Source organism: Streptomyces sp. NPDC087428 (assembly GCF_044744085.1).
Taxonomy (GTDB): Bacteria; Actinomycetota; Actinomycetes; order Streptomycetales; family Streptomycetaceae; genus Streptomyces.
The window spans coordinates 136027-161941 of the sequence record NZ_JBIUXR010000007.1; the positions used below are offsets into that span (position 1 = coordinate 136027).

General features: G+C 69.3%; 25 protein-coding genes. 13 read left to right on the forward strand and 12 right to left on the reverse strand.

Annotation, left to right across the window (positions count from 1 at the left end; genetic code table 11):
• Window positions 1-62: 62 nt before the first annotated feature.
• The 3 genes from ACIO3R_RS16610 to ACIO3R_RS16620 are packed head-to-tail and all read left to right on the forward strand — an operon-like array spanning window position 63 to window position 2820.
• Window positions 63-755: a response regulator transcription factor gene (locus tag ACIO3R_RS16610; RefSeq protein WP_402106258.1), complete on the forward strand. Its 693-nt coding sequence runs from the start codon at window positions 63-65 to the stop codon at window positions 753-755.
• Window positions 756-793: 38 nt separating this feature from the next.
• Window positions 794-2245 carry a sensor histidine kinase gene (locus ACIO3R_RS16615; RefSeq protein ID WP_402106601.1) on the forward strand — a complete coding sequence of 484 codons (1452 nt, stop codon included), beginning with the start codon at window positions 794-796 and terminating at the stop codon, window positions 2243-2245.
• Window positions 2242-2820 (forward strand): hypothetical protein, encoded by a 579-nt coding sequence (locus ACIO3R_RS16620; RefSeq protein ID WP_385037984.1) that lies wholly within the window; start codon window positions 2242-2244, stop codon window positions 2818-2820. Before ACIO3R_RS16615 ends, ACIO3R_RS16620 begins: the two co-directional genes overlap by 4 nt.
• 194 nt (window positions 2821-3014) lie before the next feature.
• Here ACIO3R_RS16620 and ACIO3R_RS16625 read toward each other — a convergent pair whose 3' ends face one another.
• The 5 genes from ACIO3R_RS16625 to ACIO3R_RS16645 form a co-directional block, all read right to left on the reverse strand.
• On the reverse strand, window positions 3015-3827 hold the full coding sequence (locus tag ACIO3R_RS16625) for an LLM class F420-dependent oxidoreductase (RefSeq protein ID WP_385037987.1): 813 nt from the start codon (window positions 3825-3827) through the stop codon (window positions 3015-3017).
• A 1-nt stretch (window position 3828) separates the two neighbouring features.
• Window positions 3829-4899 carry a methyltransferase gene (locus ACIO3R_RS16630; protein WP_385037990.1) on the reverse strand — a complete coding sequence of 357 codons (1071 nt, stop codon included), beginning with the start codon at window positions 4897-4899 and terminating at the stop codon, window positions 3829-3831.
• 43 nt (window positions 4900-4942) lie between these two features.
• A complete protein-coding gene (locus tag ACIO3R_RS16635; protein WP_385037993.1) occupies window positions 4943-5353 on the reverse strand; it encodes an antibiotic biosynthesis monooxygenase family protein in 411 nt (136 codons plus the stop codon).
• Window positions 5354-5547: 194 nt separating this feature from the next.
• Window positions 5548-6729, reverse strand: a complete 1182-nt coding sequence (locus ACIO3R_RS16640; protein ID WP_402106263.1) for an acyltransferase family protein — start codon at window positions 6727-6729, stop codon at window positions 5548-5550.
• An 8-nt stretch (window positions 6730-6737) separates the two neighbouring features.
• Window positions 6738-7193: a nuclear transport factor 2 family protein gene (locus ACIO3R_RS16645; protein ID WP_402106265.1), complete on the reverse strand. Its 456-nt coding sequence runs from the start codon at window positions 7191-7193 to the stop codon at window positions 6738-6740.
• Window positions 7194-7292: 99 nt separating this feature from the next.
• Here ACIO3R_RS16645 and ACIO3R_RS16650 point away from each other — a divergent pair, with 99 nt between their 5' ends.
• Entirely contained in the window at window positions 7293-8288 is a 996-nt protein-coding gene (locus tag ACIO3R_RS16650) for an aldo/keto reductase (RefSeq protein ID WP_402106267.1), read from the forward strand.
• Window positions 8289-8346: 58 nt separating this feature from the next.
• Here ACIO3R_RS16650 and ACIO3R_RS16655 read toward each other — a convergent pair whose 3' ends face one another.
• Window positions 8347-8790 carry a MerR family transcriptional regulator gene (locus ACIO3R_RS16655; protein WP_385038005.1) on the reverse strand — a complete coding sequence of 148 codons (444 nt, stop codon included), beginning with the start codon at window positions 8788-8790 and terminating at the stop codon, window positions 8347-8349.
• A gap of 84 nt (window positions 8791-8874) precedes the next feature.
• On the opposite strand from ACIO3R_RS16655, the gene ACIO3R_RS16660 reads away from it, so the two are divergent.
• A complete protein-coding gene (locus ACIO3R_RS16660) occupies window positions 8875-10305 on the forward strand; it encodes a DHA2 family efflux MFS transporter permease subunit (protein ID WP_385038008.1) in 1431 nt (476 codons plus the stop codon).
• A 105-nt stretch (window positions 10306-10410) separates the two neighbouring features.
• On the opposite strand, the gene ACIO3R_RS16665 is transcribed toward ACIO3R_RS16660, so the two are convergent.
• The 4 genes from ACIO3R_RS16665 to ACIO3R_RS16680 form a co-directional block, all read right to left on the reverse strand.
• A complete protein-coding gene (locus ACIO3R_RS16665; RefSeq protein ID WP_385038011.1) occupies window positions 10411-11139 on the reverse strand; it encodes a phosphopantetheine-binding protein in 729 nt (242 codons plus the stop codon).
• A complete protein-coding gene (locus ACIO3R_RS16670; RefSeq protein ID WP_402106272.1) occupies window positions 11136-12359 on the reverse strand; it encodes a ketosynthase chain-length factor in 1224 nt (407 codons plus the stop codon). The genes ACIO3R_RS16665 and ACIO3R_RS16670 overlap by 4 nt, the downstream gene beginning before the upstream one ends.
• Complete coding sequence (locus tag ACIO3R_RS16675; protein WP_385038016.1) at window positions 12356-13624, reverse strand: beta-ketoacyl-[acyl-carrier-protein] synthase family protein; 1269 nt, start codon at window positions 13622-13624, stop codon at window positions 12356-12358. The genes ACIO3R_RS16670 and ACIO3R_RS16675 overlap by 4 nt, the downstream gene beginning before the upstream one ends.
• A 305-nt stretch (window positions 13625-13929) precedes the next feature.
• Window positions 13930-15234, reverse strand: coding sequence for an amidohydrolase family protein (locus ACIO3R_RS16680; protein WP_385041041.1), 1305 nt, complete (start codon window positions 15232-15234; stop codon window positions 13930-13932).
• Window positions 15235-15516: 282 nt separating this feature from the next.
• Between ACIO3R_RS16680 and ACIO3R_RS16685 the strand changes: the two genes are divergently transcribed.
• From ACIO3R_RS16685 to ACIO3R_RS16705, 5 genes are all read left to right on the forward strand, one after another.
• The gene (locus tag ACIO3R_RS16685) at window positions 15517-16557 is read left to right on the forward strand and encodes a methyltransferase (RefSeq protein WP_402106274.1); all 1041 of its coding nucleotides are present in this window, start codon (window positions 15517-15519) and stop codon (window positions 16555-16557) included.
• Window positions 16558-16573: 16 nt separating this feature from the next.
• Entirely contained in the window at window positions 16574-18238 is a 1665-nt protein-coding gene (locus ACIO3R_RS16690; protein ID WP_385041035.1) for a cytochrome P450, read from the forward strand.
• Window positions 18232-18552 (forward strand): hypothetical protein, encoded by a 321-nt coding sequence (locus ACIO3R_RS16695; RefSeq protein ID WP_385041033.1) that lies wholly within the window; start codon window positions 18232-18234, stop codon window positions 18550-18552. Before ACIO3R_RS16690 ends, ACIO3R_RS16695 begins: the two co-directional genes overlap by 7 nt.
• Window positions 18553-18691: 139 nt before the next feature.
• The gene (locus tag ACIO3R_RS16700) at window positions 18692-20017 is read left to right on the forward strand and encodes an alpha/beta hydrolase (protein WP_385041031.1); all 1326 of its coding nucleotides are present in this window, start codon (window positions 18692-18694) and stop codon (window positions 20015-20017) included.
• A gap of 66 nt (window positions 20018-20083) precedes the next feature.
• A complete protein-coding gene (locus ACIO3R_RS16705) occupies window positions 20084-20434 on the forward strand; it encodes a DoxX family protein (protein ID WP_385041028.1) in 351 nt (116 codons plus the stop codon).
• A 70-nt stretch (window positions 20435-20504) separates the two neighbouring features.
• Here the strand turns inward: ACIO3R_RS16705 and ACIO3R_RS16710 are convergent, their stop codons facing one another.
• On the reverse strand, window positions 20505-21560 hold the full coding sequence (locus tag ACIO3R_RS16710) for an aldo/keto reductase (protein ID WP_385041025.1): 1056 nt from the start codon (window positions 21558-21560) through the stop codon (window positions 20505-20507).
• A 350-nt stretch (window positions 21561-21910) separates the two neighbouring features.
• Here ACIO3R_RS16710 and ACIO3R_RS16715 point away from each other — a divergent pair, with 350 nt between their 5' ends.
• From ACIO3R_RS16715 to metK, 3 genes are read left to right on the forward strand one after another with little or no spacing between them, the layout of a single operon-like run.
• Window positions 21911-23464 carry an acyl-CoA carboxylase subunit beta gene (locus tag ACIO3R_RS16715; RefSeq protein ID WP_385350410.1) on the forward strand — a complete coding sequence of 518 codons (1554 nt, stop codon included), beginning with the start codon at window positions 21911-21913 and terminating at the stop codon, window positions 23462-23464.
• A 34-nt stretch (window positions 23465-23498) separates the two neighbouring features.
• Window positions 23499-23723, forward strand: a complete 225-nt coding sequence (locus tag ACIO3R_RS16720) for an acyl-CoA carboxylase epsilon subunit (protein WP_385042001.1) — start codon at window positions 23499-23501, stop codon at window positions 23721-23723.
• Window positions 23724-23758: 35 nt separating this feature from the next.
• The gene (gene metK / locus ACIO3R_RS16725; RefSeq protein WP_402106281.1) at window positions 23759-24967 is read left to right on the forward strand and encodes a methionine adenosyltransferase; all 1209 of its coding nucleotides are present in this window, start codon (window positions 23759-23761) and stop codon (window positions 24965-24967) included.
• A gap of 143 nt (window positions 24968-25110) precedes the next feature.
• Here metK and ACIO3R_RS16730 read toward each other — a convergent pair whose 3' ends face one another.
• Window positions 25111-25836 (reverse strand): BTAD domain-containing putative transcriptional regulator, encoded by a 726-nt coding sequence (locus ACIO3R_RS16730; RefSeq protein WP_385029235.1) that lies wholly within the window; start codon window positions 25834-25836, stop codon window positions 25111-25113.
• Between the last annotated feature and the right edge of the window lie 79 nt (window positions 25837-25915).

Genomic DNA, 25915 nt, shown 5'->3' on the forward strand with positions numbered 1-25915 from the left:
CGAGTATGTGATCATCTGGTAACAGCCGCTGACCTGGGCGTTCTCGTGCGGATACTGGACACATGCCACGTGTCCTGCTCATAGAAGACGACCGCGCCGTCCGTGAGGGCGTCCAGCTCGCCCTGCGCCGTCAGGGGCATGACGTCGTCTGTGCCGCGACGGGCGAGGACGGGCTGGAGCAGCTGCGCTCGTTCCTGCCGGATGTCGTGGTGCTCGATCTGATGCTGCCCGGCATGCCCGGACTGGAGGTGTGCCGCCGCATCCGCGCCGCCGGCGACCAGGTCCCGGTCATCATGGCGACCGCCCGGGGCGACGACGTGGACATCGTCATCGGACTCGAGGCGGGCGCGGACGACTACGTCGTCAAACCCGTACAGGCCAGGGTGCTGGAGGCCCGCATCCGTGCCGTTCTGCGGCGGGTCGGCGGCCCACCCGCCGACGGCGGCGTACCGAGGATCGAGACCCACGGAGAACTGGCCATCGACCGGGCCTCACTGACCGTCACCCACCGGGGCGTGCCGGTCGCGCTGGCCCCGTCCGAACTACGGCTCCTGCTGGCCCTGTCCGCCTCGCCCGGCCAGGTCTTCAGCCGGCAGCAGCTCCTCGAAGCGGTGTGGGAGCACAGCTACCACGGTGACTCACGGCTGGTGGACGCCTGCGTCAAGCGGCTGCGCACCAAGATGGGCGAGCCCCCGGGGCAGCCGTACTACATCCGGACCGTGCGCGGTTTCGGCTATCGGTTCATGTCCCGGTGAGGGCTCCACGGCTGCTGCGCGGCCTGCGCGGCCGGCTGATGGTGGCCTTCTTGCTGGTCGCCTGCGTCGCCACCCTGACCACCGGCGCCCTGACCTTCCGGGAAGCACGCACGGGGGTGCTCCAACAGAGCCAGGACACCGTGATCCAGCAGTTCCGCGACCATGTCAACGGCCTCGCCGCTTCCCTCGCCTATCCCCCGAGCCAGGTCGAACTGGATGTGTTCGCGATGAACCTGGCCGACTCCGAACCGTCGGGAAACTGGCGCGTATTGGCCACCTACGGCAAGCTCAGCGCCACCTCCGCACGGCAGGACCGGTTCAGCGAGCTGACACCCGACCTGCGCGAGGCCGTGAGCTCCCGCGGGAGCACCGTCTTCCAGCGGGTGACGACGCGCGGCCGGCCCGCACTGGTCGTCGGCCTGCCGGTCACCTTCGGCACCAGGCAGCAGCCCACCTCCGCCGCCTCCGGCCTCGATGTCTTCCTGACGGTGCCGCAGACCAACGAACGGGACTACGTGCAGGCCCTGGTCCCAGCCGTGGAGCGGGCCACCGTCCCCGCGCTGATCCTCGCTGTGCTGCTCGCCCTGCTGGCCGCCCGCGGCGTGCTGCGGCCGGTACGCGAGCTGAGCCGCGCCACCCGCAGCGTCGCCGAGGGGCACCTGGACACCCGGCTCGCCGTCAACGGCACCGACGAACTCGCCGACCTCTCCCACACCTTCAACGAGACGGCGGCGGCCCTGGAGGAGTCGGTGGCCGAGCTGCGCCGCATGGAGGCACGTGCCCGCCGCTTCGCCGCCGACGTATCGCATGAACTGCGCACCCCGCTGGCCGCCATGTCGGCGGTCACCGACATCCTCGACGAGGACGCGGCCCAGCTCGCCCCCGACACCGCCACCGCGGTTCGGCTCATCAGCGAGGAGACCGTCAAGCTGGCCCGCCTGGTGGAGGACCTGATGGAGATCTCCCGCTTCGACGCGGGTGCGGCCGGACTGCACCTGGACGAGATCGACGTCGCCGACTCCATCCGCCGCACCCTCGCCTCCCGTGCCTGGCTGGAGACGGTGGACACCCAGCTGCCCGGACCCGGCGAGATCCGCGGCCGTCTCGACCCGCGCCGCCTCGACGTGGTCGTCGCGAACCTGGTCGGAAACGCGCTGCGCCACGGAGCGCGCCCCGTACGGCTGCGGCTGTACGCGCGCGAACACCCGGACACGGGACGGCGGGCGGTCATCGAGGTGCTGGACAGCGGACCGGGCATCCCCGAAAGCGTCCTGCCCCACGTCTTCGACCGCTTCTACAAATCGGACGCCGCCCGCACCAGGACCGAGGGCAGCGGTCTCGGTCTCGCCATCACCTCGGAGAACGTCCACCTGCACGGCGGCACCGTCGACGCGGCGAACGGTCCGCACGGCGGCGCCGTCTTCACCGTCGAACTCCCGCTGTGGCCCGACGAGAAACCGTCCGAACCCCGGCAGGGGAGCCACTCATGAGGCCCGCCCACCGGGTCGCCCGGCCCGTGCTGCTGGTCGCGGCAGCGTTCCTGCTCTGCGCCTGCGGCATTCCCACGACCGGTGTGGTGGATTCGGGGGAGCCCGCCACCGGCATCCGGTCGACCACAACGGTCTACTTCCTCAAGAACCGTGTCCTGACCGCGGTCCCCCGCAAGGTCGCCGGGCGGACCGATGTCGAGGCGGCCGTGGCAGCCGTGTTCCACGGTCCGGACAGTGCGGAACGGCTTGAGGGCCTGGCCACCGGGCTTCCGGCTCCGGCGAACGGTCCGACGGTCCGGACCGAGGGCGCCGGGGTGCGGATCGAACTGGACTTTGCCACCAGGCCACAGTTCGCGGCGGCCATCAAACTTCTCTCCAGACGCTTCTCCCTCAGCCAACTGGTCTGCACGGCCGCCGGAGCCCGCCAGGCCGAAGAGCCGGACATCGGAACCGTGTCGGTGATCGTGACGGCCTCCGTGGGGGGTGCGGAGCCCCTCTGGAGCGCCGACGGGGACAGCAGTACGAGGTGCTCCCGCACAGGCCGGATGCCCGACACCGCCTCTCGGACCGGATGAAGGAGAGCGGGCGCGCGAGCCGTGGGAGTGCTCGCGCGGGCGGAGCGGCTCAGCGACCCGCTTGTCGGGCTGCTTGCCCTTTCTGCCGGCGGCCGGTCACGCCGCGGGCCATCCGGGCGCGGCCGGTCCGGCCCGCACACGGCCGTACTGCCGGCAAGCGGCGAGGCGCGTCGTCGCAGACCGCGGTTGTGGTGTCAGGCGTGGGAATCCCGCCAGGCCAGTGCCTCCCGCAGGGGCGTGAGGTCGTAGCCCGTGCCGGTGGGTTTGACCTCCGCGATGTACAGGGTGACGCCCTCTGCGAGCAGTTCGTCCGCGCGGGTGGCACCCGTCCAGGTACAGGCCCGCTCGATGGCCCCTTCATCGCGGCCCGAGGCCCGCGCGTACTCCTTGACCAGGTCGTTCTTGCGGCGGAAGGTCCCCACGTCCAGGGTGCTGTGCCAGATGTCGGCGTACCGCCCGACGAGCGGCAGGGTGCGGCGCTCCCCGGCGCCGCCGACGAGGACGGGGATCGGGCGCAGCGGCTGTGGCACCAGGTGCTCCAGCCGGTGTTCGATCCGCCGCAGCCCGTCGGCGAACAGGTCCATCCGGGAACGGACGGTCCCGTAGTCCCAGCCGTAGACCGAGTAGTCCTTCTCGTAGTAGCCCGCGCCGACGCCGAGGATGACCCGGCCCCCGCTGATGTGGTCCACGGTGCGGGCCATGTCGGCGAGGAGGTCGGGGTTGCGGTAGCCGATTCCGGTGACGAGCAGGCCGAGTTCGGTCCTGGTCGTGATTTCCGCCCAGGACGCGAGGGCGGTCCAGCCTTCGAAATGGACGACATCCGGCTGTACCGGCTCCAGCACGACACCGGTCGGCACGCGCCGGACGGCGGGGAGATGGAAGTGGTCGTATCCGAAGACGGCGTCGGCGCCGAGATCCTCGGCCCGCAGGACCGCCGCGCGCCAAGCGGCGTAGTCCGGCGCCCCTCCGGGCCACAGATGGACCCCCACCCGGACCGGCCGGGTCATGTCAGGCGACCTTCTTCGCACTCAGGATGCCGTGCACGACGAAGGTGCCCGGCAGGAGCTTGGCGGGATCCTGGGCGACCGTCCTGGTGACCTCGAAGCCGCACTCCTCGAGCCAGCTCCGGTAGGCCGACATCTTCTGCGGCCCTCCCTGGCCCATCGTGCAGCCGAGGAAGAAGGCGGGGAAGAAGTCGATGTCGACGGCGCTGGACTCCCGCGGGGCCTCGGGGTACACGGGCACCAGGATGTTGACCTGGCCGCCGACCTCCAGCGAACGGTGCACCCCCTTCAGGATCCTGAACACCTCCGCCTTGTCGAACATGTCCAGGAAGTGCTTGATCTGTACGACGTCGAAGCCCTTGGGGACGCTGGTGAAGACGTCACCTCCGATGAAGGAGCAGTGTTCCTCCACCCCGTGGGCCTTGAAGTTCTCCAGGCACTCTGTCTCCTTCTCGGGGAGGTCGAAGGTGGCCACGTGGAGACCTGGCGAGGTCTTCGAACGGTAGGTCAGGACCGCTCCCAGGCCGGTGTTGCCGGCCAGGTCGAGCACCCGCGCGCCCGAAGGGATGTCTACGTTGTCGAAGAACCAGGGGTCTATGTGCGCGGTGACGTTGTCCATCAGCGTCGCCCAGGACTCGCGCAGATCCTTGTGCTCGGCCACGGCCTCGTACAGGTTGCCGTCGAATCCGTAGAGCTCCTTGAGCCCGACGAGCGAGCCGGTCCGGACGCTGTCGCTGAGGTAGAACACCTGCCGGAGCATGACGACCTTGATCATGTTCATGAGGGTGAAGACGCGCTGGAGGTCGTTCTCGGGGACGTCCGCGAGCCGGTCCAGGGTGTAGCCGCCCGATGCCTCGTCGTATCCGACCAAGCTCTCCTTGACGGGCAGGAGCAGGAGCTGTTCGACGGCGTCCGGGGTGCCACCGATGACGCCTGCGAGCTGGGCCGCGGTCATGCCGGGGGTCTCCCGGAGTGCGGAGATGAGACCGAGTTCGTGCAGGCTCACGATGTTCATGAACCGTGCGGGCCCCGCCATGTACTCGGTGAATCGTGCGAGCGTGGATTCTGCGGTCATTGCACCGGTTCCTCTCTGAGTGTTGGCTTTCCGGGACATTCGGTTACAGCTCGTCACCGGCGTTGACGACCAGGGCGGGGACGTACACCATCGGCCGGGGGGTGACCTGGAGGTTTTCGTCGTCCAGCATGCGCTGGACGGCTGCCCGCCATTCCTCGTTCTTCCGCGCCTCGTGCAACGCCTCTCCGCTGCCCCACTGCACGAAATTAATGAAACTCACCATGGCGCCGGGGTCGAGCGCCCGGTACATGCGCGAACGGATGAATCCCGGCTGCTTGGCCATGGCCCGGACGTTGTCCTTCCAGCGCGTCAGGAAGGTTTCCCCCTGACCGTCCGGAACGGTGAAGCAATTGATCATGAAGATCGGTTCCTTCACCATGGCATCCGTCAGCACGACGGATTCCTCGGGCCGATTCCCGATCGACGAATGGCTCAGCGGGACTTCCTCGCTCATGACTGCTCCTCGCTCACTGTTGGTCCGCGGTCTCACTGGTCCTGAGTCCTGAGTTCTGAGTTCTGAGTTCCGAGTTCCGAGTTCTGAGTCCTGCGGACCGGCGGAAAATCCGATTCCGATGGTGCGGTCCGGGCTTGGAGCGGTGCTCAAACTCGGCTAAACCGTGGTGCGGGAGGGCTGTGACCGCGCCCGGTTCAGCTCCGGAGCAGAGCGAAGGCCGCCAAGCAGACCGCGGCCATCCCGGCCGCCATGCAGACGAAGGTCAGCCGGACGCTGCCGACGAGGCGGGGCCAGGTGCGGACCGGATCCTCGACCAGCCGCTTCGACAGGTACGCGAGCACCAGCGACGCCGCCACGATGCTCAGGCGCGCCGAGAGGGTGAGTACACCGCCGGGCATGGCGAACGGCACGATGACGACCATCGGCCAGTGCCACAGATACAGCGAGTAGCTGATGTCGCCCAGCAGTTGCACGGGTGGCAGTGAGGTCAGTGGGGTGTGCCACCGCCGGCCCGGACCGACGCCGGCCGCGATGACCAGGCCGGTTCCCAGGGTCGGGAGCAACGCGATGACGCCGGGGAACTCGGTCGTTCCGCTGAAGAACACCGCCGAGCCCAGGATCGCGGCGAAGCCGAGCAGCGAGGCCGTCTCGGCCGCGGCCTTCGGCAGCGCGAGCCGTGTCCCGCCCAGCGCGATCAGCGTGCCGATCACGAACTCCCACACCCTGATCGGCGTGACGTAGTACGCCGGATCCTTGGCGACCGCGGTGAGGTAGACGCAGCCGGCCAGCGAGGCCAGCCCCACGGCCGCGACGCTCGTGAACCGCGCACGGGGCGAGCGCAATTTGAACAGCAGGAGCAGCAGCAGGGGCCAGCACAGGTAGAACTGTTCCTCGACCGAGAGCGACCAGTAGCTGGTCACCGCGGTGAAGTGGGTGAAGTCCACGGGATGCGACCAGAACTCCGCGGTGAGCAGCCAGTTCTCCCAGTACAGGGCGCCGGCTATCACCTCGTGGCCGTAGGCCGCCCAGCGCGCGTGCGGGACGATGAGGAAGGTGGCGGCGACGACGGCGGCCAGCACCAGGAAGGCGTTGGGCAGCAGGCGGCGCACCCGCCGCGCGTAGAAGCGCGCGATCCGGATACGTCCGGTCCCGTCGATCTCGCGGATCAGGTGGCTGCTGATGAGGTATCCGGAGATGACGAAGAAGACGTCGACGCCGATGTAGCCGCCGGTGACACGGGTCGGCCACAGGTGGTTGAGGACGACCAGGCCCACGGCCAGGGCACGCAGTGCCTGGATGTCGGGGCGGAAGCCGCCCGGCCCGGAACGGTGGGCGGTGTGAGGTGGACTGTCGAGCGCTGCCTGTCGGTTCGCCATCGATGCTCCTACGCGCACTCGTCGTGGGTGATGGTGCGGGAGCTGACCAGGAGCTCTCCGTTCTCGCCGCGTACCAGTACGTCGTGCGTGGGGCAGCTCACCTCGGGCGCGGGCTTCTGGCCCGGCCTGATCCTGAAGACCAGCGAGTAGTAGCTCGCCTCGACCGTCGCGTCGTCCCGCGGTTCGACCGTGAGCATGGTGTACAGATGCCGCTGCTGGATCCCGGCGTCGGTGAGCTTCTTGTGGAGGCCCCGCATGGTGCTCAGCAGTTCGGCCCGGCCTCGGAACACCCCCTTGCCGACGCGGTGGACCACCGCGTTCTCCGGTTCGTGGACGAGTCGGCCGTCCTCCGTGAAGGTGGCGGCCCATTCCTGTGTGTGTCCGTCGTTCTGCAGGCGGACCTGCCGGGCGTAGAAGTTCTGTACCTCTGCGTACAGTTCCGCGTGCGTCATCGTTTTCGGCATGGGCGCCACGATTTCCCGTGCCGCTCAATCGCCGCTCGAGCGGCGATTGAGAAATCTTCTAACCCCGCTGCCTAGCTTCGAAGCCCTAAGGAGGCTGACATGGAGTCACGACGGTTGGGTACGAACGGCCCCCAGGTCTCGGAGCTGGGCCTGGGCTGTCTCGGCATGTCCGACAACTACGGTCCGGCGGACGAGGCGGAGAGCGTCGCCACCATCCGCGCCGCGCTGGACGGCGGGGTCACCCTGCTGGACACCGGCGATGTCTACGGCATGGGGCACAACGAACTGCTCATCCACGAGGCGCTGCGCGGTCGCAGGCGTGAGGACGTACAGATCAGCGTGAAGTTCGGCGGGCTGCGCAGGCCCGACGGGCACTGGAGCGGTTTCGACTGCCGGCCCGATGCCGCCTGGAACTTCCTCTCCTACACGTTGAAGCGGCTCCGCACGGACTACGTCGACGTGTACCGGCCCGCACGTGTGGACCCGAACGTGCCGATCGAGGAGACCGTCGGGGCGCTGTCGGAGATGGTGCAGGCGGGCTATGTGCGGCACATCGGCCTGTCCGAAGTCGGGGTGGAGACGCTGCGGCGCGCGCACGCGGTGCACCCGGTCGCCGACCTCCAGATCGAGTACTCGCTGATCTCCCGCGGCATCGAGGACGCCATCCTGCCGACCTGCCGGGAACTCGGCGTGGGGATCACGGCGTACGGGGTGCTGTCGCGCGGCCTGCTGTCCGGGCACTGGACCCAGCAGCGGGAAACCACCGACCGCGACTTCCGCAGCCACGCGCCCCGCTTCCAGGGCGAGAACCTGCAACGGAATCTGGCCCTGGTGGAGAAGCTGCGCGCCCTCGCCGGGGAACGCGGCGCCACCGTGACCCAGGCCGCGATCGCCTGGGTGGCCGCGCAGGGGCAGGACATCGTGCCGGTCGTCGGTGCCCGGACGCGTGCCCAGCTCACCGAGTCGCTGGCTGCCGCCGACCTGAAGCTCAGTGCGGATGACCTGGCGGCCCTGGAGCGGATCGCACCTCCCGAAGCCGTCTCCGGGACGCGTTACGCGGAGTGGCAGATGGCCTACCTGGACAGCGAGCGCTGAGGGGAACAGCGGCGCGGGACCCCGGTGCGGCGAGGCTCGCCACCGGGGTTCCGCGCTGTCATCGGCCGGCCAGGCGATTGGGGGCCCACAGCTGGTCGGCGTCGCCGGCGGCGAGTCTGCCCCGGTAGACGCCGATCTTGTGGTCGACGATCTTGAGGTTGTCCTGGAGCTCGGCGATCCGGGTGGCCACGTCGGCGTGGTGCGACTCCAGCAGCGCGAGCCGTTCCTGCTCGTTGCCGGGGCCCGCGGTGACGAGCTCGGCGTAGAGCCGGATGGTCCTGATGGGCATGTCGGTGGCCCGTAGCCTGGTGCAGACGTTGATCCAGTCGAGGTCGAGCTGGTGATAGCGCCGTCGGCCGCCCGAGGTGCGGTCGATGGCGGAGACGACCAGGCCCACCCGTTCGTAGTAGCGCAGGGTGTGCACGCTGACGCCGGTGCGGCGAGCGGCCTCCCCGATCGTCAGGCCTGTTTCCGGGATGTGTTCCGCCTTGACTTCGAGCATGGTCTAGATCGTAGCGTTGCCTGTATGACAACAACAACCTTTTCCGATCCTCCCGCTGCTCCTGAACTGAGCCGCAGGAGAAGGATGTTGGTACTCGCGGTGTGCTGCGCCAGCGTGATCGTCGTGGTCATGGACATCTCCATCGTCAACGTCGCGCTGCCGAGCATCCGCACCGATCTGAAGACCTCGGTGTCCGGTCTGCAGTGGACGGTCGACGCCTATACCCTCGTGCTGGCCAGCTTCCTGGTCCTCGCCGGATCGACCGCCGACCGGGTGGGCCGGCGGCGGTCCTTCCAGTTCGGTCTGGCCGTCTTCGGGCTCGGCTCGCTGCTGTGCGGCCTGGCGCCGAGCATCGACTGGCTCATCGCGGCGCGCGCGCTTCAGGGCCTCGGCGGCACGATGCTCAACCCGGTCGCGCTGGCGATCGTCGCCACCGTCTTCACCGATCCGGCCGAGCGGGCCAAGGCCATCGGTGTCTTCGGCTCCATCACCGGACTGTCGCTCGCGCTGGGACCGATCATCGGCGGCGCCCTGGTCGACAGCTTCGGCTGGACGTCCATCTTCTGGATCAACGTGCCGATCGTGGCCGCGGCGATCGTCCTCACCGCGCTGTTCGTACCCGAGTCCCGTACGCCCCGGGTGCGCCGGTTCGACCCGGTGGGGCAGATCCTGATGGTCCTGCTGCTCGGCAGCGTGGTCTTCGCGACCATCGAGTCAGGGCGGCTGGGCTGGTCCTCGCCGGTCATCCTCGGGCTGCTCGCCGTCGCGGTGCTCAGCGTGGTGGGCCTCGTGGCCTACGAGCTGCGGCGCGCCGATCCGCTCCTCGAACTGAGGCTGTTCCGCAGCGTGCCCTTCAGCTCGGCGATCCTGATGGCGATGTTCGCCCTGTGCGGGTTCAGCGCGTTCCTGTTCGTGACCACCCAGTATCTGCAGAGCGTCCGCGGGATGTCGGCGCTGACGGCCGGCCTGAGCCTGCTCCCGGTCGGCGGGCTGATCGCCTTCCTGTCCCCGTACACCGGTCGCCTCGTCGCCGCGTCCGGGCCCAGGATTCCGCTGCTGGTCTCCGGCTCCGCGCTGGCTCTGGGCGGTCTGGCCTCGCTCTGGCTGGCGCCGGGCACACCGATGCCGGTGGTGCTTGCGGTCTTCCTCCTCTTCGGCCTCTTCCTGGGCACCGGAAACCCGCCGATCACCAACACGGCCGTCTCCGGGATGCCCCGCTCGATGGCCGGAGTGGCCACCTCGCTGATCTCCGCGGCACGGCAGACCGGCACGACCATCGGCGTCGGTATCTCCGGAACGATCGTGGGGGCGGCCGTGGCCCACGGCGGATCGGCGTACACCGACGCGGAGCAGGGCGTGTGGTGGCTCGCGATCGGGCTCGGCGTCGCGATGCTCGCCCTGTGCCTGCTCAGCACCGGACGCTGGGCCAAGGGCACCGCCACGCGGGCCGCGGCACTGTTCGAGGAGGTGGACCGGGGCCAGGCCGTTCCCGAAGCGGCTCCCGCCCCCCGCTGACCGTGTCCCGGACACGGCACGCGAAGGACATACGGAGACCGGCCACCGACCGCCCTCGCGGGCCGGCGGTGGCCGGTGAGCGCTGGTCTCAGGCCCTCGCGGATGTCATGCGCCTTGGGCAACGGCCCGCTGGCGCTCCTCCGACGCGGCGTCGAGCACCATGTCCCGGTAGCTGTCGATGATGGCCATGTACTCCTTGCTCTCCTGCTCGGGGACCCCGCAGAAACTCAGCGTGGCGGCGATCTCCAGCGCCACCACGTCCCAGTCGCGTTCGGTCGCGACCATGTTGGCGTGGGCCGCCCACATGTCCTTGCCCGGGTAGATCTTGGGACCGCCCGTTTCCTCGACGGACCATGCGGTGACCATGAACTTGAAACCCGCGCGGCTCACCTTGTCGTGCATCTTCACCACGTCGGCGTTCTGGTTGGCCGATACGTTGTCGAAGAGCCGTTCCACGAGGACGTCCATCACGCGGGCGATTCCATTGGCGCCCCCGAGGCGCTCGTAGAGCGAAGGGGCGGATGCCGGGTTCGTCAACTCTTCTCCTTGCGGTGCGTCTGCGCTCCGAGAGCCATGGCCGGTTCCCGCGATGCGTTCGTTGACCAGGCCGAGGAGCTCGCCGAGGGTGCTCACGTCGCTGAGGTGCTCGTCGGGTATGACCACGCCGTGGTCGACCTTGAGCCTGGTAGCCGTCTCGATGAGGGCCAGCGAGTCGTAGCCGAGGTCGTCGAGCGAGGCGTCGGCGATCTCGGCGTGCGAGGCGGCGGTCTCCGCACCGCCGGCGCAGGAGATGAGGATGCCGTGCAGTTCGCCGATGGTCATCAACTTGGTCATGGTTGGCTCCTGTTCTGGGTGGGACGGATGACGGTGGCGGCGTTGAACCCCCAGCGGCCCCGGGCCAGGACCAGGGCGGTCCGCACCGGCGCCGACCGGGGCTCCGCGACGACGAGGTCCAGGCCGTAGTCGTCCGGCACCGATGTGGTCCCGGAAGTCGGGGGGATCACGTCGTGGCGCATGCTCATCAGGGCCGCGACGACGTCGAGGGCGCCGCCGCCGGAGAAGAGACGGCCGGTCAGGGCTTTGGGGGCGGTGACCGGGACTCCGCGGACGCCGAAGAGCTCCCGCAGCGCCTGCGCCTCGGCGCGGTCCAGGTACGGCAGGCCCGCCGCGTCGGCGAACACCACGTCCACCGCCTCCGGGCCCAGTCCCGCGTCGGCCAGGGCGAGCCGCGCGGCCCGTCCGAGACCCGGCGGGCGCCCGGAGCCGGGGGGCGGGTCGAAGGTGGCCGCGTAACCGGCGATCTCCCCGTAGCCGCGGGCCCCTCGTGTGCGGGCCGCCTCGGCGTCCTCCAGCACGCAGATCGCGCCGCCCTCGCCGGGCACGTGTCCGGTGGCGCGGCGGTCGAAGGGCCGGTACGCGGTGGCCGGGTCCGGGTCGGTACTGACCCGCCCGCCCGAGAGATGGGATGCCCAGCCCCACGGGTCGAGTGCGGAGTCGACCCCGCCGCAGACCACGAGCGGCGTGCCGGCCCGGACGGTCCGCCGGGCCTGCCCCAAGGCGTCGAGGCCGCCCGCCTGTTCGGCGACCAGCGCCATGGACGGCCCGCGCATCCCGTGCCTGATGGAGATCTGGCCGGTGTTCACCGCGTAGAACCAGGCGAACGACTCGTACACGCTGACGTGCTCAGGGCCCCTGCTCCACAGCTTCTTGAACTCGCGGTGGGTGAAGTCGAATCCGCCCGAGGCATTCGCCGTGACGACACCCATGTCGTAGTCGGTCATGGCCGAGGTGTCCACTCCGGCGTCCTCGATGGCGCTCCGGGCGGCGATCAGGGCGAGACGGGTGGACACATCCGTCTGCGAGAGCAGCCTGCTGGGCAGGTGGTGCGCCGGATCGAGGTTGTTCACGAGACCGGCGAGGCGGGCCGGACAGCCCGAGGTGTCGAAGCGGTCCAGCTCGCCGATGCCGCTGCGGCCCGCCAGGGTGGCCGCCCAGAACTCCTCGACGCCCACGCCGTTCGGCGCGACCACGCCCAGGCCGGTGATCACGCTCATGCGGCCCCCCGGTCCGGCCGGTTCAGGATCATCGCGCTCTGGAAGCCGCCGAAGCCACTGCCGACCGTGAGGACGGTGTCGGTCCGGTGCTCGCGCGCCGTGTTCGGGACGTAGTCCAGATCGCACTGAGGATCACTCACGTGCAGGTTCGCCGTCGGCGGCACGGCGTGGTGTGCCATGGCGAGGAGCGAGGCGGCGATCTCGATCGAGCCGACGGCGCCGAGCGAGTGCCCCACCATCGACTTGATCGAACTGACCGGCGTCTTGTAGGCGTACTCGCCCAGGCTCCGCTTGAACGCCGCCGTTTCGTGCCGGTCGTTCTGCTTGGTGCCCGAACCGTGCGCGTTGACGTAGTCCACCTCGGAGGCGGGCACCCGCGCCTGGGCGAGCGCCGCCCGTATCGCCTCCGCCATCTCCCGGCCGTCGGCCTTCAGACCGGTCATGTGGTAGGCGTTGCAGCGGGTGGCGAAGCCGCCGACCTCGGCGTAGACATGCGCGCCGCGTCGCCGGGCGGCGGCCAGTTCCTCCAGGACGAAGACGGCCGAGCCCTCGGCGAGCACGAAGCCGTTACGGGTGCCGTCGAACGGCTTCGACGCGTGGGCGGGATCGTCGTTGTAGGTGGTGGTGGCCTTGATCGCGTCGAAGCAGGCGACCACGATCGGGGTGATCGGGGTGTCGGTGGCCCCCGCGATCATGACGTCGGCGCTGCCCTCGCGGATCAGCGAGACGGCGTGCCCGACGGAATCGAGCCCGGAGGTGCAGCCGTCCGAGACCATCGCGACCGGCCCCTCCGCACCGAACTCCCAGGCGATCTCGGCCGGCATGACGCTGGGGACCATGTGGTCGAACATGTGCGGCGACAGGTGGTCGGTCGACATTTCCCAGTTCCGGCCCGAGTCGGACAGCACCAGGTACTCCTGCTCCAGGCTGGTCGCCGCCGCCACCGCACTGCCCAGGCTCACGCCCACCCGGTACGGCGACACGGCGTCCAGATCGATGCCGCTGTCCGCCACCGCCTCACGGGCAGCCACCACCGCGAGCTGCGTGGCCCGGTCCATCCGCCGTATCTGACGAGGGGAAAGGCCCTCTGCCGCGGGGTCGAAATCCACTTCCGCCGCGACCTGCGACCGGTACGGCGAGGGGTCGAAGAACGAGATGCGCCGGGTTGCCGTACGGCCGGAGGAAAGCAGATCCCAGAACCCGTCCTTTCCCCGCGATCCCGGTGCCCGCACTCCCATTCCGGTGATGACGACGCGACGATTCATGAGGTGCCACCGGGCAGGTGTGTGCCATTCATTTGCGTGGCCTCCGCGCTGTGATGAATTCTTCGGACGGTGTTCCTGTTCATGCGAAATGTAGGGTTCACGGCTCAACGGACGTGATGCTCGCGGCTCAAGCGCCGCTCAATTGCCGGCATGTGCCTGAAGCCCGGGAATTTCCGTCAGGACCTCCGGGACAAGGAATACGGTCCGCAGCGGCCGTCCGGACGGCGCGGCCCGGTCACCCGGGACCGGCCGTCCGGACGGCGCGGACATGCCGGGGACGCGGGGTGCCGCGTCCCGGAGGAAGGTCAGGAGGCGAGGGACTGACCGCCGGTGACGTGGTCCGCGGCCGCCCGGCCCTGCGCGCGCACGGCGTCGAGGTCGTGGTGGAGCAGCACGCCGTTCTGCTTCACGACCCGGCCGGCCACCAGGACGGTGTCCACGTTGCCGGGGTGTGCGGAGCTGACGACCGCACCGATCGGGTCGTGCGCGCCGGCCAGATTCACGTCGTCGGCCCGCAACAGCATGATGTCCGCCTGCTTGCCCACCCGCAGGGAACCGACCTGGTCGCCGAGGCCGAGCGCCCTGGCGCCGTCGAGGGTCGCGATCCGCAGCAGGTCGGCCGGGCTCAGGTGCGGGCCGGGAACCAGATAGCTGGTCAGCAGACCGGCGCGCATCACGGAGAAGAAGTCGCCGCCCACCGTGGTCACCACGTCCACGCCGAGCCCCGTGGTGGTGCCCGCGGCACGCAGCCGGCCGATGAGCGGACCGCCGTGGCCGAGGCGGGCCTCCACCGCCGGGGTGATCGAGACGGCGCCCCCGGAGTCCGCGATCATCGACAGCTCGTCGTCGGCCAGCGAGTTGCCGTGCACGAAGAGAGTGTCCGGACGGAGCAGACCGTTGTCCCGCAGCAGTTCGATCGGCCGCTCGTTGACCGGTCCGCTGGCCACATGCGTGACGATCGGCAGGCCGAGTTCGTCGGCGAGCTTCCAGTCCGCGCTGACCGCGTCCAGCTCCTGGTTCGACGGGCCGAGCGAGGCGGCCGCCATCGTGAGCAGCGACTCACCGGGCCGGATGAGCTCGCGGGCTCGGTGCACCTCCGCCTGGTGCTGCGGGGTGAGCAGGTAGGCGAATACGGCACGCATGCCGGCCGCACGCAATCCGTCCAGCGCGGCCTCGGCGTAGTCGAGGTCGAACCCCGGCACGAAGCCGTCGCTGTCCACGCGGTCCGCACGGGCGTAGGCGAAGTCCTGCACCGTGGTGACGCCCGAGTCCAGGCACTCCAGCGCGCCGAGCAGATTGGCCGCCCGCACGTCCTGGGGCCGGAACCGCGGGCCGAGCTGCTGGCGTACCAGCTGGAAATAGTCGGGCAGGTCGACGTCCACCGCGATGGAGCGCAGCACGGACTGCCAGACGTGGCGGTGGGTGTCCACGAACCCGGGGAGCACGATCCGGTCGGTGGCGTCGATCACGCTCGCCCCCTCGGGGGCGGCCAGGTCCGGGCCGACCGCGGCGATCCGGCCGTCCTCGATCAGGACGTCCCAGCCGGGATGGGCGACCGGCTCCGGCTCCGTGTCGATGACGAGACCATTGCGCAACAGTTTGGATTCCACGGCACACCTTCCACTCTCGTGAGAATTCGCTTCCCGAAATATCTAACGGAATTATTGGTGCCGGGCAAGAGCGAGTGCTTTCCGCCTTGCCGCCTTATTAGTGAGAATCGAGCCCTCCTCTAACGAGCGGCTCCATCCTGTGACCTGTGCGGCAGTGGACTGCCTTTCATCATGTGCGGCGCGAAGAATTCCGTCACACATGGGGTGGGAGTCCGTCATCGCCGTCGATGCCTGCTTTCTACGGAAAGAAACCGAGCGTTCGAACAGGAATAGTGAATGCCCATGATCAGGAGTACTCCGCCCGCCGACGGCGGCGGCACCTCGCCCGTCACAGCACTGCGTGACCTGTCGCTGGCCTCCGCCGCGCCGGCGGCGCTGCGTGCCGCCGTTCGGACCGGCGTCGCCGACGCGCTCGGCGAGATCCCAGTCCCGGTCGGCGAGCTCGCCCGGACGCTCCAGGTCGACGACGCGGTGCTGCTGCGCCTGCTGCGCACCCTGCGGTGCTACGGCGTCTTCGACGAAACCGCCGACGGCATCGTGCACACGCCGACCTCCAGGCTGTTGCGCGAGGACCACCCGCAACGGCTGAAGTACTGGGTCCAGTGGGTCACGGAGCCGTGGGTGTGGGAGCTGTGGCCCGACCTGGAAGCCGCGGTGCGCACCGGACGCGGCCACTTCGAGGAGCGGTACGGCGAGGAGTTCTTCGCGCATCTGCACAAGAAGTGGCAGGACTCGACCGAGGTCTTCAACAAGTCGCAGACGGAGCTCTCCACGCTGACCTCCGCGGCCATCGCCGAGTCGCTCGACCTGAGCGACGTCAAGACGTTCGCCGATGTCGGCGGCGGGCGCGGATACACCCTTGCGACCATCCTGGAGGCCAACCCGCACCTGCACGGCACGCTGGTCGACCTGCCCGCCGCCATCGCCGATCCCGATCCGCGGCTGCGGCCCGACGGGGCGCTCGCCGGACGCTCCCGGGTGGTCGCCGGCGACTGCCTGCGGGACATCCCCGCCGAGGCGGACGTCTACCAGTTCAAGAGCATCCTGGAGTGGGACGACGACCGGACCGTGACCGCGCTGCGCAACGCCGCTCGGGCCGGGCGGCCCGGCAGCCGCGTCCTCATCGTCACGAACCTCATCGACGACAGCCCCGAGGTCCGCTATGCCACCGGCATCGATCTGCTCTTCCTGCTCAACACCAACGGCAGGAGGCACACCAGGCAGGGTGTGGCCGGACTCGTCGAGCGGGCCGGGCTGAAGCTGGAGGGCATCGCCCCGGCGGGGCAGCTCCTGCACGTGGTTGAGACGTCCATCCCCGAATGAGCATCGAGGTTCTACGATGACGACCGACATGGCCCGGCCGGACGCCACGGCCGAACACGCCGCCAACGAAGCCTTCGCCGAGCTGCTGTTCTCCCCGGAAGGCCTGGCCGACCCCTTCTCGCGCTACCGCAGACTGCGGGAAGCCGCGCCCGTCCACCACAGCACCATGGGCACCTGGGTGCTCACCCGCTACGACGACGTCGACGAGTTCCTGCGCAACAAGCGTGTGAACAAGGACATCCACACCTTCATGGCCGGCCGCTTCACCGGCGACTGGGAGCAGCACCAGGCGCTGCGCAAGCTCGCCGCCAACATGCTGTGGACGAACCCGCCCGAGCACACCAGGCTGCGCCGGATCACCAACCGGGCGTTCACCGAGAAGCGGGTGAACGAGCACCGGGCCTTCATCGAGCGCCGTTTCGACGAGCTCATCGAGCCGCTGGCGGCGGCGGGCGGCGGCGACGTCTGCAACGACGTGTTCTTCCCGCTCGCGCTCAGCGTCGTGGCCAACCTCATCGGCGTCCCGCAGGACGAGGCACCGCTGCTGCGCGACAGGATCCGCGATTTCCAGCGGACCTTCGAGCCGGGCATGACCGCCACCGAACTGCGCAAGGCCGACGAAGCGGCGAAGTTCCTCGACGACTACTTCGCCGACCACGTACGCAGCAAGCAGCGGGAGCGCGGCGACGATCTGGTCTCGGCGCTGATCGACACCGAGGACGAGGGAGAGCGCCTCTCCTTCGACGAGCTGGTGCAGATGTGCCACATGATCATCGCCGCGGGCAGCGAGACCACCACGTTCTTCATGACCAACGGCATCCGGCTGTTCGCGGACCATCCCGACCAGGCCGACCTGGTGCGCGCCGATCCCTCGCTGCTCCCGCAGGCGACGGAGGAGGTGCTGCGCTACATGCCGTCGGCCCACATGATCCCCCGCACGACGGCCGAGGCGGTACGGGTGGGCGGAGCGGAGATTCCGGCCGGCTCCAGGGTCATGGTCTGGATCGCGGCGGCCAACCGCGACCCGGAGCGTTACACCGACCCGGAGAAGTTCGACATCCTCCGCAAGGGGCCCGCGCCCATGGCGTACGGGCTGGGCACGCACTTCTGCCTCGGCTGGCGCCTGGCGAACCTACAGGCGCACATCGTCTTCGGGCAGCTGCTCACCCGCTACGCCCGTCTGGAGATCACCGAACCCGTCCGTCACCGGGCCCGCGTGGCCTTTCCTCAGGTGGAGTCCTTGCGCGTGCGGTTCCACGCGCATCCGGCGCCCCGCCCGCAATCGCACGGACCTGCCGTGCGATTCCTGTCCGAGGAGTACCTGGCGGAACTGGAGGCGCTGGCCCCGGCCAGCCAGCCCGAGATCCCGCACGTCAACGTCCGGGTGCAGTTCCACGTCACGGACACCCCGGAGGGGCCGGTGGACTACCACCTGCTGATCGAACGGGGCGTCATCGTCAAGGCGGGACGCGGCCTGATCGACGCCGACCTGGCGATCACCGTTACCTATCGGGACCTCGTCGACTTCCAGTCCGGCGAGCTGCACGCCGCGGCCGCCTTCGTCGCCGGGCAGTTCGAGGTGAGCGGTGACAAGGCGAAGCTGCTGGAGCTGATGCTGGTGCTCCAGTCCGGCTACTACCACCAGTTCGTCGCCGACCTGTGGGAGAAGACCACATGGTGACGCACACGCTCGTCTTCGGCTTTCCCGACGCGATGTCCGAGGCGGACCGGGCGCGGTTCTTCCGCGAGGGCTCCGCGCTGGTCATCGGCTCGGGGTTCGCGGACTCCTATCTGCACTGGCCGAACGTGCCGCTCACGGACGACGTCGGTGCCGCTCTGGCCCCGGTCTTCGTTCCTTCCGCGATGGCACAGATCAAGTGCGCCGACCTGGACGCGATGCGCAGGCTCTTCGCCCATCCGCCGCTGCTGGACTTCGTGCGGCGGTGGCAGGCGCGCTTCCCCTACCGGGCGGTCTCCGTGAACACCGAGGACTGAGCCCGGTACGCACCGCGGGAGGCCGGCCGGGTGCCCCCGGCCGGCAGCCGAGCCGCGTCGGCCGCTCCTTCGCTCCGTCCCCGCTGTCCGCGCCCCTGCCGTCCCGCCCCTCGATCCTCAACCACCGGAGTGTCAGACCATGCCGGTCAATCCTCATACCCTGGGCAACCGCGACCCCCGCTTCGCCGACCAGCGGTGGCTGCTGGACCTGGCCATCGAGCAGTTCGGCCCGGAGTGGGACCAGGACCGCCTGCACTATCTGTCGGCCCCCGTCAGCGCCGACCACAAGGGCGCGATCCTCGGGCTGCGGAACTCGATCCGCAAACTCGACGACTTCACCCGGGAAATGGCCTCTCTCGCACGCCACTTCGAGCTCCGCGGCGACGGCCAGCGGCGGGCCGGGCATACCGCGTCCGCGAGTGACGACCACTTCGCCGCCGCCGTTCTCTACGGCGGGGCCCAGTGGCCGATCTTCGCCAACACCGAACTCAACGTCGTCCTTGAGCAGAAGAAGACCGACTGCTACTCCGCCTACGCCGTCGGCGCGGACCACCACGTCGAACCCGTCGAGGTACCCCACGAGGGCCGAACACTGGCGGGCTGGTTCCATCTGCCGCCCGGCCACACGGCTGCCGACGGCCCCCTGCCCTGCGTGGTCATGCTCTCCGGGATGGACGGCTTCAAGGAGATGAGCGTCTTCGCGAGCGCCGACCGCCATCTGCGCCGCGGCATGGCTGTGCTCGCCCTCGACGGTCCCGGCCAGGGCACCTCGCTGGTCCGTGAGGTCTGGTACGACCCTGACCGCTACGGGCAGGTCGGCACCGCGGCGTACGAGGCTGCCGCGGCCCGCCCGGAGATCGACCCGGCCAGGATCATGCTGTGCGGGGTGAGCCAGGGTTCGTTCTGGGTGACCCAGATGGCCGCGGCCGAGCCCCGGTACGCCGCCTGCGCCACGATGTTCACCTGCTTCGACCCGGGCAACACCCTCATGTTCGGTACGACATCGCCGACCTTCCGCCAGCGATTCATGTACATGACGGGGACCTCCGGCGTCGGGGAACTGGAGGCCCGGCTCACCAACATGACCACTACGGGGCTCAGCAAGCTGATCCACATGCCCTACCTGGCGGCCATGGGCGAGGACGACCCCCTCTGCGACCCGGCGGACACCTACCGCCACCTCAACGACGTCGCCGGGCCCAAGGAGTTGCTCTTCTACGTGGGCGAGCACCACGCCCCGGTCACCCGTACCGCGGGACGGCTCGGCCCCGCCGTCTTCGTCGCCGTCGCCGACTGGCTCGCCGAACGCGCGGCGGGCATCCCGCTCGCCTCGCGGCACACCACCGTCGACTCCCGCGGGCGCAGCCACACCGAACCCTGGGGCGGCGAACGGCACTACACCTACGGTGCGCCCCTCGACCCGCGCACCCTCCTCGGGGACGGCCCCGGCACCGGGCTGTCCTGACCCCGGCCACACCGCGCCGAGCCCCGCCCCCGACCCGTCCGCCCCCGACTCCGCCCTGGAGCAAGCATGTCCACCGCCTCGGCCATCGTTTCGGTCGCGCTCTCCCTGGCCCTGTTCTTCACCTCTTACGCCACCTTCACCGGCAAGGAAGCCGTCCGGCGAGGCATCGTCGAGGTGGGCTTCCCGGTCTCGCTGCTCTGGCTCCTGGGCCTGGCCCAGTGCGCCGGCGCACTGGGCCTGCTCGTGGGCCTGTACTGGTCACCGCTGGCCTTCGCCGCGGCCGCGGGACTCGTGCTGTACTTTCTCGGCGCCGTCGGCTCGCACATCAGGGTCGGGCACCCGCGGCGGGCCGGCCTGTCGGCGGTCATCCTGCTGGCCTGCGTCGCGGCTCTCGTCCTGGTGACGCTGAGCGCATGAGCGCATGAGCGCATGAGCGCGGGGCCGGGGACCGGACGAGCACGTCCGGTCCCCGGCCCCGTTCCCGCTTCTAGCGGCGTATGTGGGGGCCGAGCAGGGTCAGGTCCGCCGGGCTCAGCCGGTCGGACGCGATCTTCGCCTGGTGCCAGTACGGGTAGAGCAGCGGCGGGGCGCTCACCTCGTCCAGGCGGGCCCGCTCGGCAGGGTCCAGGACCAGATCGGCCGCCGCCAGATTCTCGGCCAGCTGCTCCTCGGTCCGGGCCCCGATCACCAGCGTGGTCACGGCCGGCCGGGAGCGCAGCCAGGCCAGCGCTGCCTGGGCCGGAGTCGCGCCCCGCTCCCGCGCGATGTCGGTCAGTGCCTCGACGATGGCGTACAGACGGTCCTCGTCACGCACCGGAGGCTCGTCCCAGCCCTGTAGACGCCGTGAACCGGCGGGCGCCTCCAGGCCCCTCCGGTACTTTCCGGACAGCAGGCCGCCGGCCAGCGGGCTCCACACCAGTACTCCGACGCCCTGGTCGACGGAGATGGGGAGCAGTTCGGACTCGGCGTCGCGGGTGTGCAGGGAGTAGTGGATCTGCTGGCTGACAAAGCGTGCGGTGCCGGCCCGGTCGGACACCCCCAACGCCTTCATCAGGTGCCAGCCGGAGTAGTTGGAGCACCCGACATAGCGGATCTTGCCGGCCCGCAGCAGGTGGTCGAGGGCCGACAACGTCTCGTCGAGCGGTGTCAGGCCGTCCCACGCGTGCATCTGGTAGAGGTCAATGTGATCGGTGCCGAGGCGGCGCAGGCTCGATTCGCACGCCTCTATCAGGTGGTGCCGGGACAGACCCGCGCCGTTCACGCCGGGGCCGGTGGGCATACGGGCCTTCGTAGCGATCAGCACGCGGTCACGGCGTCCCTTGACCGCCTGGCCGAGGATCTCCTCCGACAGGCCGCCGGAGTAGGAGTCAGCGGTGTCGATCAGGTTGACGCCCGCGTCCAGTGCGCGATCGATCTGCCGCGCCGCCTCGTCCACGTTCGCCTGGCCCACCTTGGCGAACACCCCGCGTCCACCGAATGTCATCGTGCCCAGGGTCAGAGTCGAGACCCGAAGGCCGGAATTGCCGAGCTGACGATATTCCATGGCGGCGATGCTAGCCGCGCGTACCACCTCTCAATTAAAGAGCTCCTTGAATTACGGCAAAGCCATTCCTGCCCCACCCGTTACCCGCCCACGCCGCCTGCATCACGAGCAGAGCCTGGCTATAGCGTGCATCGTTACCTTCGTACCGTCGCTCAACGGGAAAGAGGACAGGCGTGCCGTATTCACCGAAGACCATGGCCCTCGGCTGTCTGCGCTATCTCTGGGGTGTCCTGGCGACGTACGGAAACATTTGGTACGCCATCCCGGATGTCTCCGATCCGGATAAAGCACCCACAGAGAGAGGATGAACCGTGGCACACCCGAAGACCCCGCTCGATGAGCCGCCTCCGGTGAGCACCACGCGTGCGAGGGCGGCCGAGCTCGGCGTCATCCGTGCGGAGGCGGAACGCGGCCCCAGTGAGAAGGCGACCGAGGTACAGCGCGCCAAGGGGAAGCTGACGGCACGCGAGCGGATCGACGTTCTCCTGGACGAGGGCTCCTTCCACGAGGTGGAACCGTTGCGGCGGCATCGGGCGACGGGCTTCGGCCTTGAGGCGAAGCGCCCGTACACCGACGGGGTGATCACCGGGTGGGGAACGGTGCACGGCCGGATGGTGTTCGTGTACGCCCACGACTTCAGGATCTTCGGCGGCGCGCTGGGAGAGGCGCACGCCACGAAGATCCACAAAATCATGGACATGGCCATCGCGGCGGGCGCACCGCTGGTGTCCCTGAACGACGGCGCCGGGGCGCGAATCCAGGAGGGCGTGTCGGCGCTGTCCGGCTATGGGGGCATCTTCCGGCGGAACACCCGGGCGTCGGGGGTGATCCCGCAGATCTCGGTGATGCTCGGGCCCTGCGCCGGTGGGGCGGCGTACGCGCCGGCGCTGACGGACTTCGTCTTCATGGTCCGCGGGACGTCCCAGATGTTCATCACCGGTCCCGACGTCGTGCAGGCGGTGACGGGGGAGCAGATCACCCAGAACGGCCTGGGGGGCGCGGACGTACATGCCGAGGTGTCGGGTGTGGCGCACTTCGCCTACGACGACGAGCAGACCTGCCTGGGCGAGGTGCGGTACCTGCTGGCACTGCTGCCGCAGAACAACCGGGAGACCCCGCCGGCCGTCGTCCCGGACAGCCGGGCGGACCGGAGCGGGGCGGCGTTGCTGGACCTGGTCCCCGCAGACGGCAATCGCTCCTACGACATGCACGAGGTGATCAAGGAACTGGTCGACGAGGGGGAGTGCCTGGAAGTCCACGAGCTGTGGGCCACCAACATCATCTGCGTGCTCGCCCGGCTCGGCGGGCAGGTGGTGGGGATCGTCGCCAACCAGCCCGCGTCACTGGCCGGGGTGCTGGACATCCGGGCCTCTCAGAAGGCCGCGCGCTTTGTGCAGATGTGCGATGCGTTCAACATCCCGATCGTGACGCTGGTGGACGTCCCGGGATTCCTGCCGGGGGTGGCACAGGAACACGGCGGGATCATCCGGCACGGCGCCCAGCTTCTTTACGCGTACTGCAATGCGACCGTTCCGCGAATCTCGGTGATTCTGCGCAAGGCCTACGGCGGCGCCTACATCGTGCTGGATTCGCAGTCCATCGGCGCGGATCTGACGTATGCGTGGCCGACGAACGAGATCGCCGTCATGGGCGCGGAGGGCGCGGCGAATGTGATTTTCCGTCGGCAGATCGCGGAGGCCGACGACCCGGAGGCGATGCGCGCCCGGATGGTGAAGGAGTACAGGGCCGAGCTGATGCATCCGTACTACGCGGCCGAACGCGGTCTGGTCGACGATGTGATCGATCCGGCGGAAACGCGGCAGGTGCTGGTCTCGGCCCTGGCGATGCTGCGCACCAAGCACGCTGACCTGCCTGCCCGCAAGCACGGGAACCCGCCCATGTGACCCCGCCCCGCGCGAACCCGGCCTGGAGACCTTTGTGCCTTTGCCGCGGAACCACCGAGAGATCCCTGCGGGGGCCGTCCCGCTGCTGCGCGTCGAGAAGGGCCATGCCGAGCCGGACGAACTGGCCGCGGTCGTGGTGGCCCTGCTCGCCCTGGCCGCCGGCCCCCGGCCCGTCGAGACCGTTCTGCTGCCCGCTGCCGCCGGCTGGAAGGCCGCCCGCGGGTCGGTCTCCCCGCACAGCTGGCAGACCGTCGCCTGAAGACCGTCATTCCTTCTTACGCCCTGGAGGCATCGATGCCCCGTCGTCTGTTCACCTCGGAGTCCGTTACCGAGGGTCACCCCGACAAGATCGCTGACCAGATCAGCGACACCGTTCTCGACGCACTTCTCCGCGAGGACCCGACGTCACGTGTCGCCGTCGAGACCTTGATCACCACAGGTCAGGTACATGTTGCGGGTGAGGTCACGACCAGGGCCTACGCCCCGATCGCCCAGCTGGTGCGCGACAAGATCCTCGAAATCGGTTACGACTCCTCCAGGAAGGGCTTCGACGGCGCCTCCTGCGGCGTCTCGGTGTCCATCGGCGCGCAGTCGCCCGACATCGCGCAGGGAGTCGACACCGCCTACGAGAAGCGGGTCGAGGGCGACGAGGACGAACTCGACAAGCAGGGCGCCGGCGACCAGGGCCTGATGTTCGGGTACGCCTGCGACGAGACGCCCGAGCTGATGCCGCTGCCGATCCACCTCGCGCACCGGCTGTCCCGCCGGCTGTCGGAGGTCCGCAAGAACGGGACCGTCCCGTACCTGCGTCCCGACGGCAAGACCCAGGTGACCATCGAGTACGACGGCGACAAGGCCGTCCGTCTCGACACGGTCGTCGTCTCCTCGCAGCACGCCAGCGACATCGACCTCGACTCGCTCCTCGCGCCCGACATCCGCGAGTTCGTCGTCGAGCACGTCCTCGCCCAGCTGATCGAGGACGGCATCAAGCTGGACACCGAGGGCTACCGCCTGCTGGTCAACCCGACCGGGCGGTTCGAGATCGGCGGCCCGATGGGCGACGCCGGTCTGACCGGCCGCAAGATCATCATCGACACCTACGGCGGCATGGCCCGGCACGGCGGCGGTGCCTTCTCCGGCAAGGACCCGTCGAAGGTGGACCGCTCGGCCGCGTACGCGATGCGCTGGGTTGCCAAGAACGTCGTCGCCGCGGGCCTCGCGGCCCGTTGCGAGGTCCAGGTCGCCTACGCGATCGGCAAGGCCGAGCCCGTGGGCCTGTTCGTCGAGACCTTCGGCACCGCGGTGATCGAGACCGAGAAGATCGAGCACGCCATCGGCGTGGTCTTCGACCTCCGCCCGGCCGCGATCATCCGGGACCTCGACCTGCTCCGTCCGATCTACGCCCGGACCGCCGCGTACGGCCACTTCGGCCGCGAGCTTCCCGACTTCACGTGGGAACGCACGGACCGGGTGGACGCACTGCGCAGGGCCGCGGGGATCTGACCGGACTCCAGTCGGACGCTCTGCCGGCCGGCTCCCGGCGGACCGCCCGGACAAGGTCTCGCTCTCCTTCTGCTCGCCGACGTCCTGGAGATCCGCCGTGGCGGCGTGGGTACCGGCCATCGCCTATGGCACGGACCGGGCCCTCAGTTGTTGACCAGTATGTTGTGCTGGATCTGCCTCGCCTCGGGCGAAGGGCGCAGTCCCAGTTCCTGGTCGAGGATGCAGCGCAGTTCGCGGTAGACGGTCAGGGCCTCGCTGCGGCGGCCCGACCGGTGCAGCGCCTCCATGAGCTTGATGTAGAACGACTCGTGCAGGCGGTGCGTAGCGATCAGCGACTTGAGTTCACCCACGATCTCCCGGTGCCGGTTGTCCGCCAGATCGGCCTCGATCCGCAGCGACACGGCTTCCAGCCTGAGCTCCTCCAGCAGGACCGACAGGCCGTACAGGGCGGGACCGGAGGTGATGTCGGTGGAAATGGGGCCGTGGTAGAGGCTCAGTGCCTCGCGGAGCAGTTTCGCGGCACGGGACGGCTCCTGGCGGTGCACTTCGCTTCGGCTGCGGTCGATGAGGCTCTGGAACCGGAAGACGTCGACGTTGTCGCACGGGACGTTCAATACGTATCCGTCCGGCCGGGTGCTGATCACTTCGGCGCCACAGTCCGAGCGGAAACTCGTGGCGAAGAGTTTACGCAGCTGGTGGACGTAGGTCTGCACGATGGTCTTGACCGTGTTCGGCGGACCGCCGGGCCACAGTTCGTCGATCACGCGCTCCACGCTCACCGTCGACCCGGCGTTGACGGCCAGCAGCGCCAGGACCTGCCGGAGCTTGGTGGCGGTGATCTTGATCGGTGGGAGAAGGCTCCTGTCCATCCCCGTGCGACCCACTTCGAATGGGCCTAAGAGGTCGACCCGGACGGATTCCCCAGGCATTTCAAGCATTTCGATCTCC

Coding starts and splice junctions, on each gene's coding strand:
- ACIO3R_RS16685 (WP_402106274.1), top strand. CDS start 15,517: ATGATCAGGAGTACTCCGCCCGCCGACGGCGGCGGCACCTCGCCCGTC.
- ACIO3R_RS16650 (WP_402106267.1), top strand. CDS start 7,293: ATGGAGTCACGACGGTTGGGTACGAACGGCCCCCAGGTCTCGGAGCTG.
- ACIO3R_RS16665 (WP_385038011.1), bottom strand. CDS start 11,139: ATGACCAAGTTGATGACCATCGGCGAACTGCACGGCATCCTCATCTCC.
- ACIO3R_RS16615 (WP_402106601.1), top strand. CDS start 794: ATGGTGGCCTTCTTGCTGGTCGCCTGCGTCGCCACCCTGACCACCGGC.
- metK (WP_402106281.1), top strand. CDS start 23,759: ATGCCCCGTCGTCTGTTCACCTCGGAGTCCGTTACCGAGGGTCACCCC.
- ACIO3R_RS16690 (WP_385041035.1), top strand. CDS start 16,574: ATGACGACCGACATGGCCCGGCCGGACGCCACGGCCGAACACGCCGCC.
- ACIO3R_RS16695 (WP_385041033.1), top strand. CDS start 18,232: ATGGTGACGCACACGCTCGTCTTCGGCTTTCCCGACGCGATGTCCGAG.
- ACIO3R_RS16640 (WP_402106263.1), bottom strand. CDS start 6,729: ATGGCGAACCGACAGGCAGCGCTCGACAGTCCACCTCACACCGCCCAC.
- ACIO3R_RS16630 (WP_385037990.1), bottom strand. CDS start 4,899: ATGACCGCAGAATCCACGCTCGCACGATTCACCGAGTACATGGCGGGG.
- ACIO3R_RS16660 (WP_385038008.1), top strand. CDS start 8,875: ATGTTGGTACTCGCGGTGTGCTGCGCCAGCGTGATCGTCGTGGTCATG.
- ACIO3R_RS16730 (WP_385029235.1), bottom strand. CDS start 25,836: ATGGACAGGAGCCTTCTCCCACCGATCAAGATCACCGCCACCAAGCTC.
- ACIO3R_RS16655 (WP_385038005.1), bottom strand. CDS start 8,790: ATGCTCGAAGTCAAGGCGGAACACATCCCGGAAACAGGCCTGACGATC.
- ACIO3R_RS16610 (WP_402106258.1), top strand. CDS start 63: ATGCCACGTGTCCTGCTCATAGAAGACGACCGCGCCGTCCGTGAGGGC.
- ACIO3R_RS16705 (WP_385041028.1), top strand. CDS start 20,084: ATGTCCACCGCCTCGGCCATCGTTTCGGTCGCGCTCTCCCTGGCCCTG.
- ACIO3R_RS16710 (WP_385041025.1), bottom strand. CDS start 21,560: ATGGAATATCGTCAGCTCGGCAATTCCGGCCTTCGGGTCTCGACTCTG.
- ACIO3R_RS16620 (WP_385037984.1), top strand. CDS start 2,242: ATGAGGCCCGCCCACCGGGTCGCCCGGCCCGTGCTGCTGGTCGCGGCA.
- ACIO3R_RS16700 (WP_385041031.1), top strand. CDS start 18,692: ATGCCGGTCAATCCTCATACCCTGGGCAACCGCGACCCCCGCTTCGCC.
- ACIO3R_RS16645 (WP_402106265.1), bottom strand. CDS start 7,193: ATGCCGAAAACGATGACGCACGCGGAACTGTACGCAGAGGTACAGAAC.
- ACIO3R_RS16670 (WP_402106272.1), bottom strand. CDS start 12,359: ATGAGCGTGATCACCGGCCTGGGCGTGGTCGCGCCGAACGGCGTGGGC.
- ACIO3R_RS16635 (WP_385037993.1), bottom strand. CDS start 5,353: ATGAGCGAGGAAGTCCCGCTGAGCCATTCGTCGATCGGGAATCGGCCC.
- ACIO3R_RS16675 (WP_385038016.1), bottom strand. CDS start 13,624: ATGAATCGTCGCGTCGTCATCACCGGAATGGGAGTGCGGGCACCGGGA.
- ACIO3R_RS16625 (WP_385037987.1), bottom strand. CDS start 3,827: ATGACCCGGCCGGTCCGGGTGGGGGTCCATCTGTGGCCCGGAGGGGCG.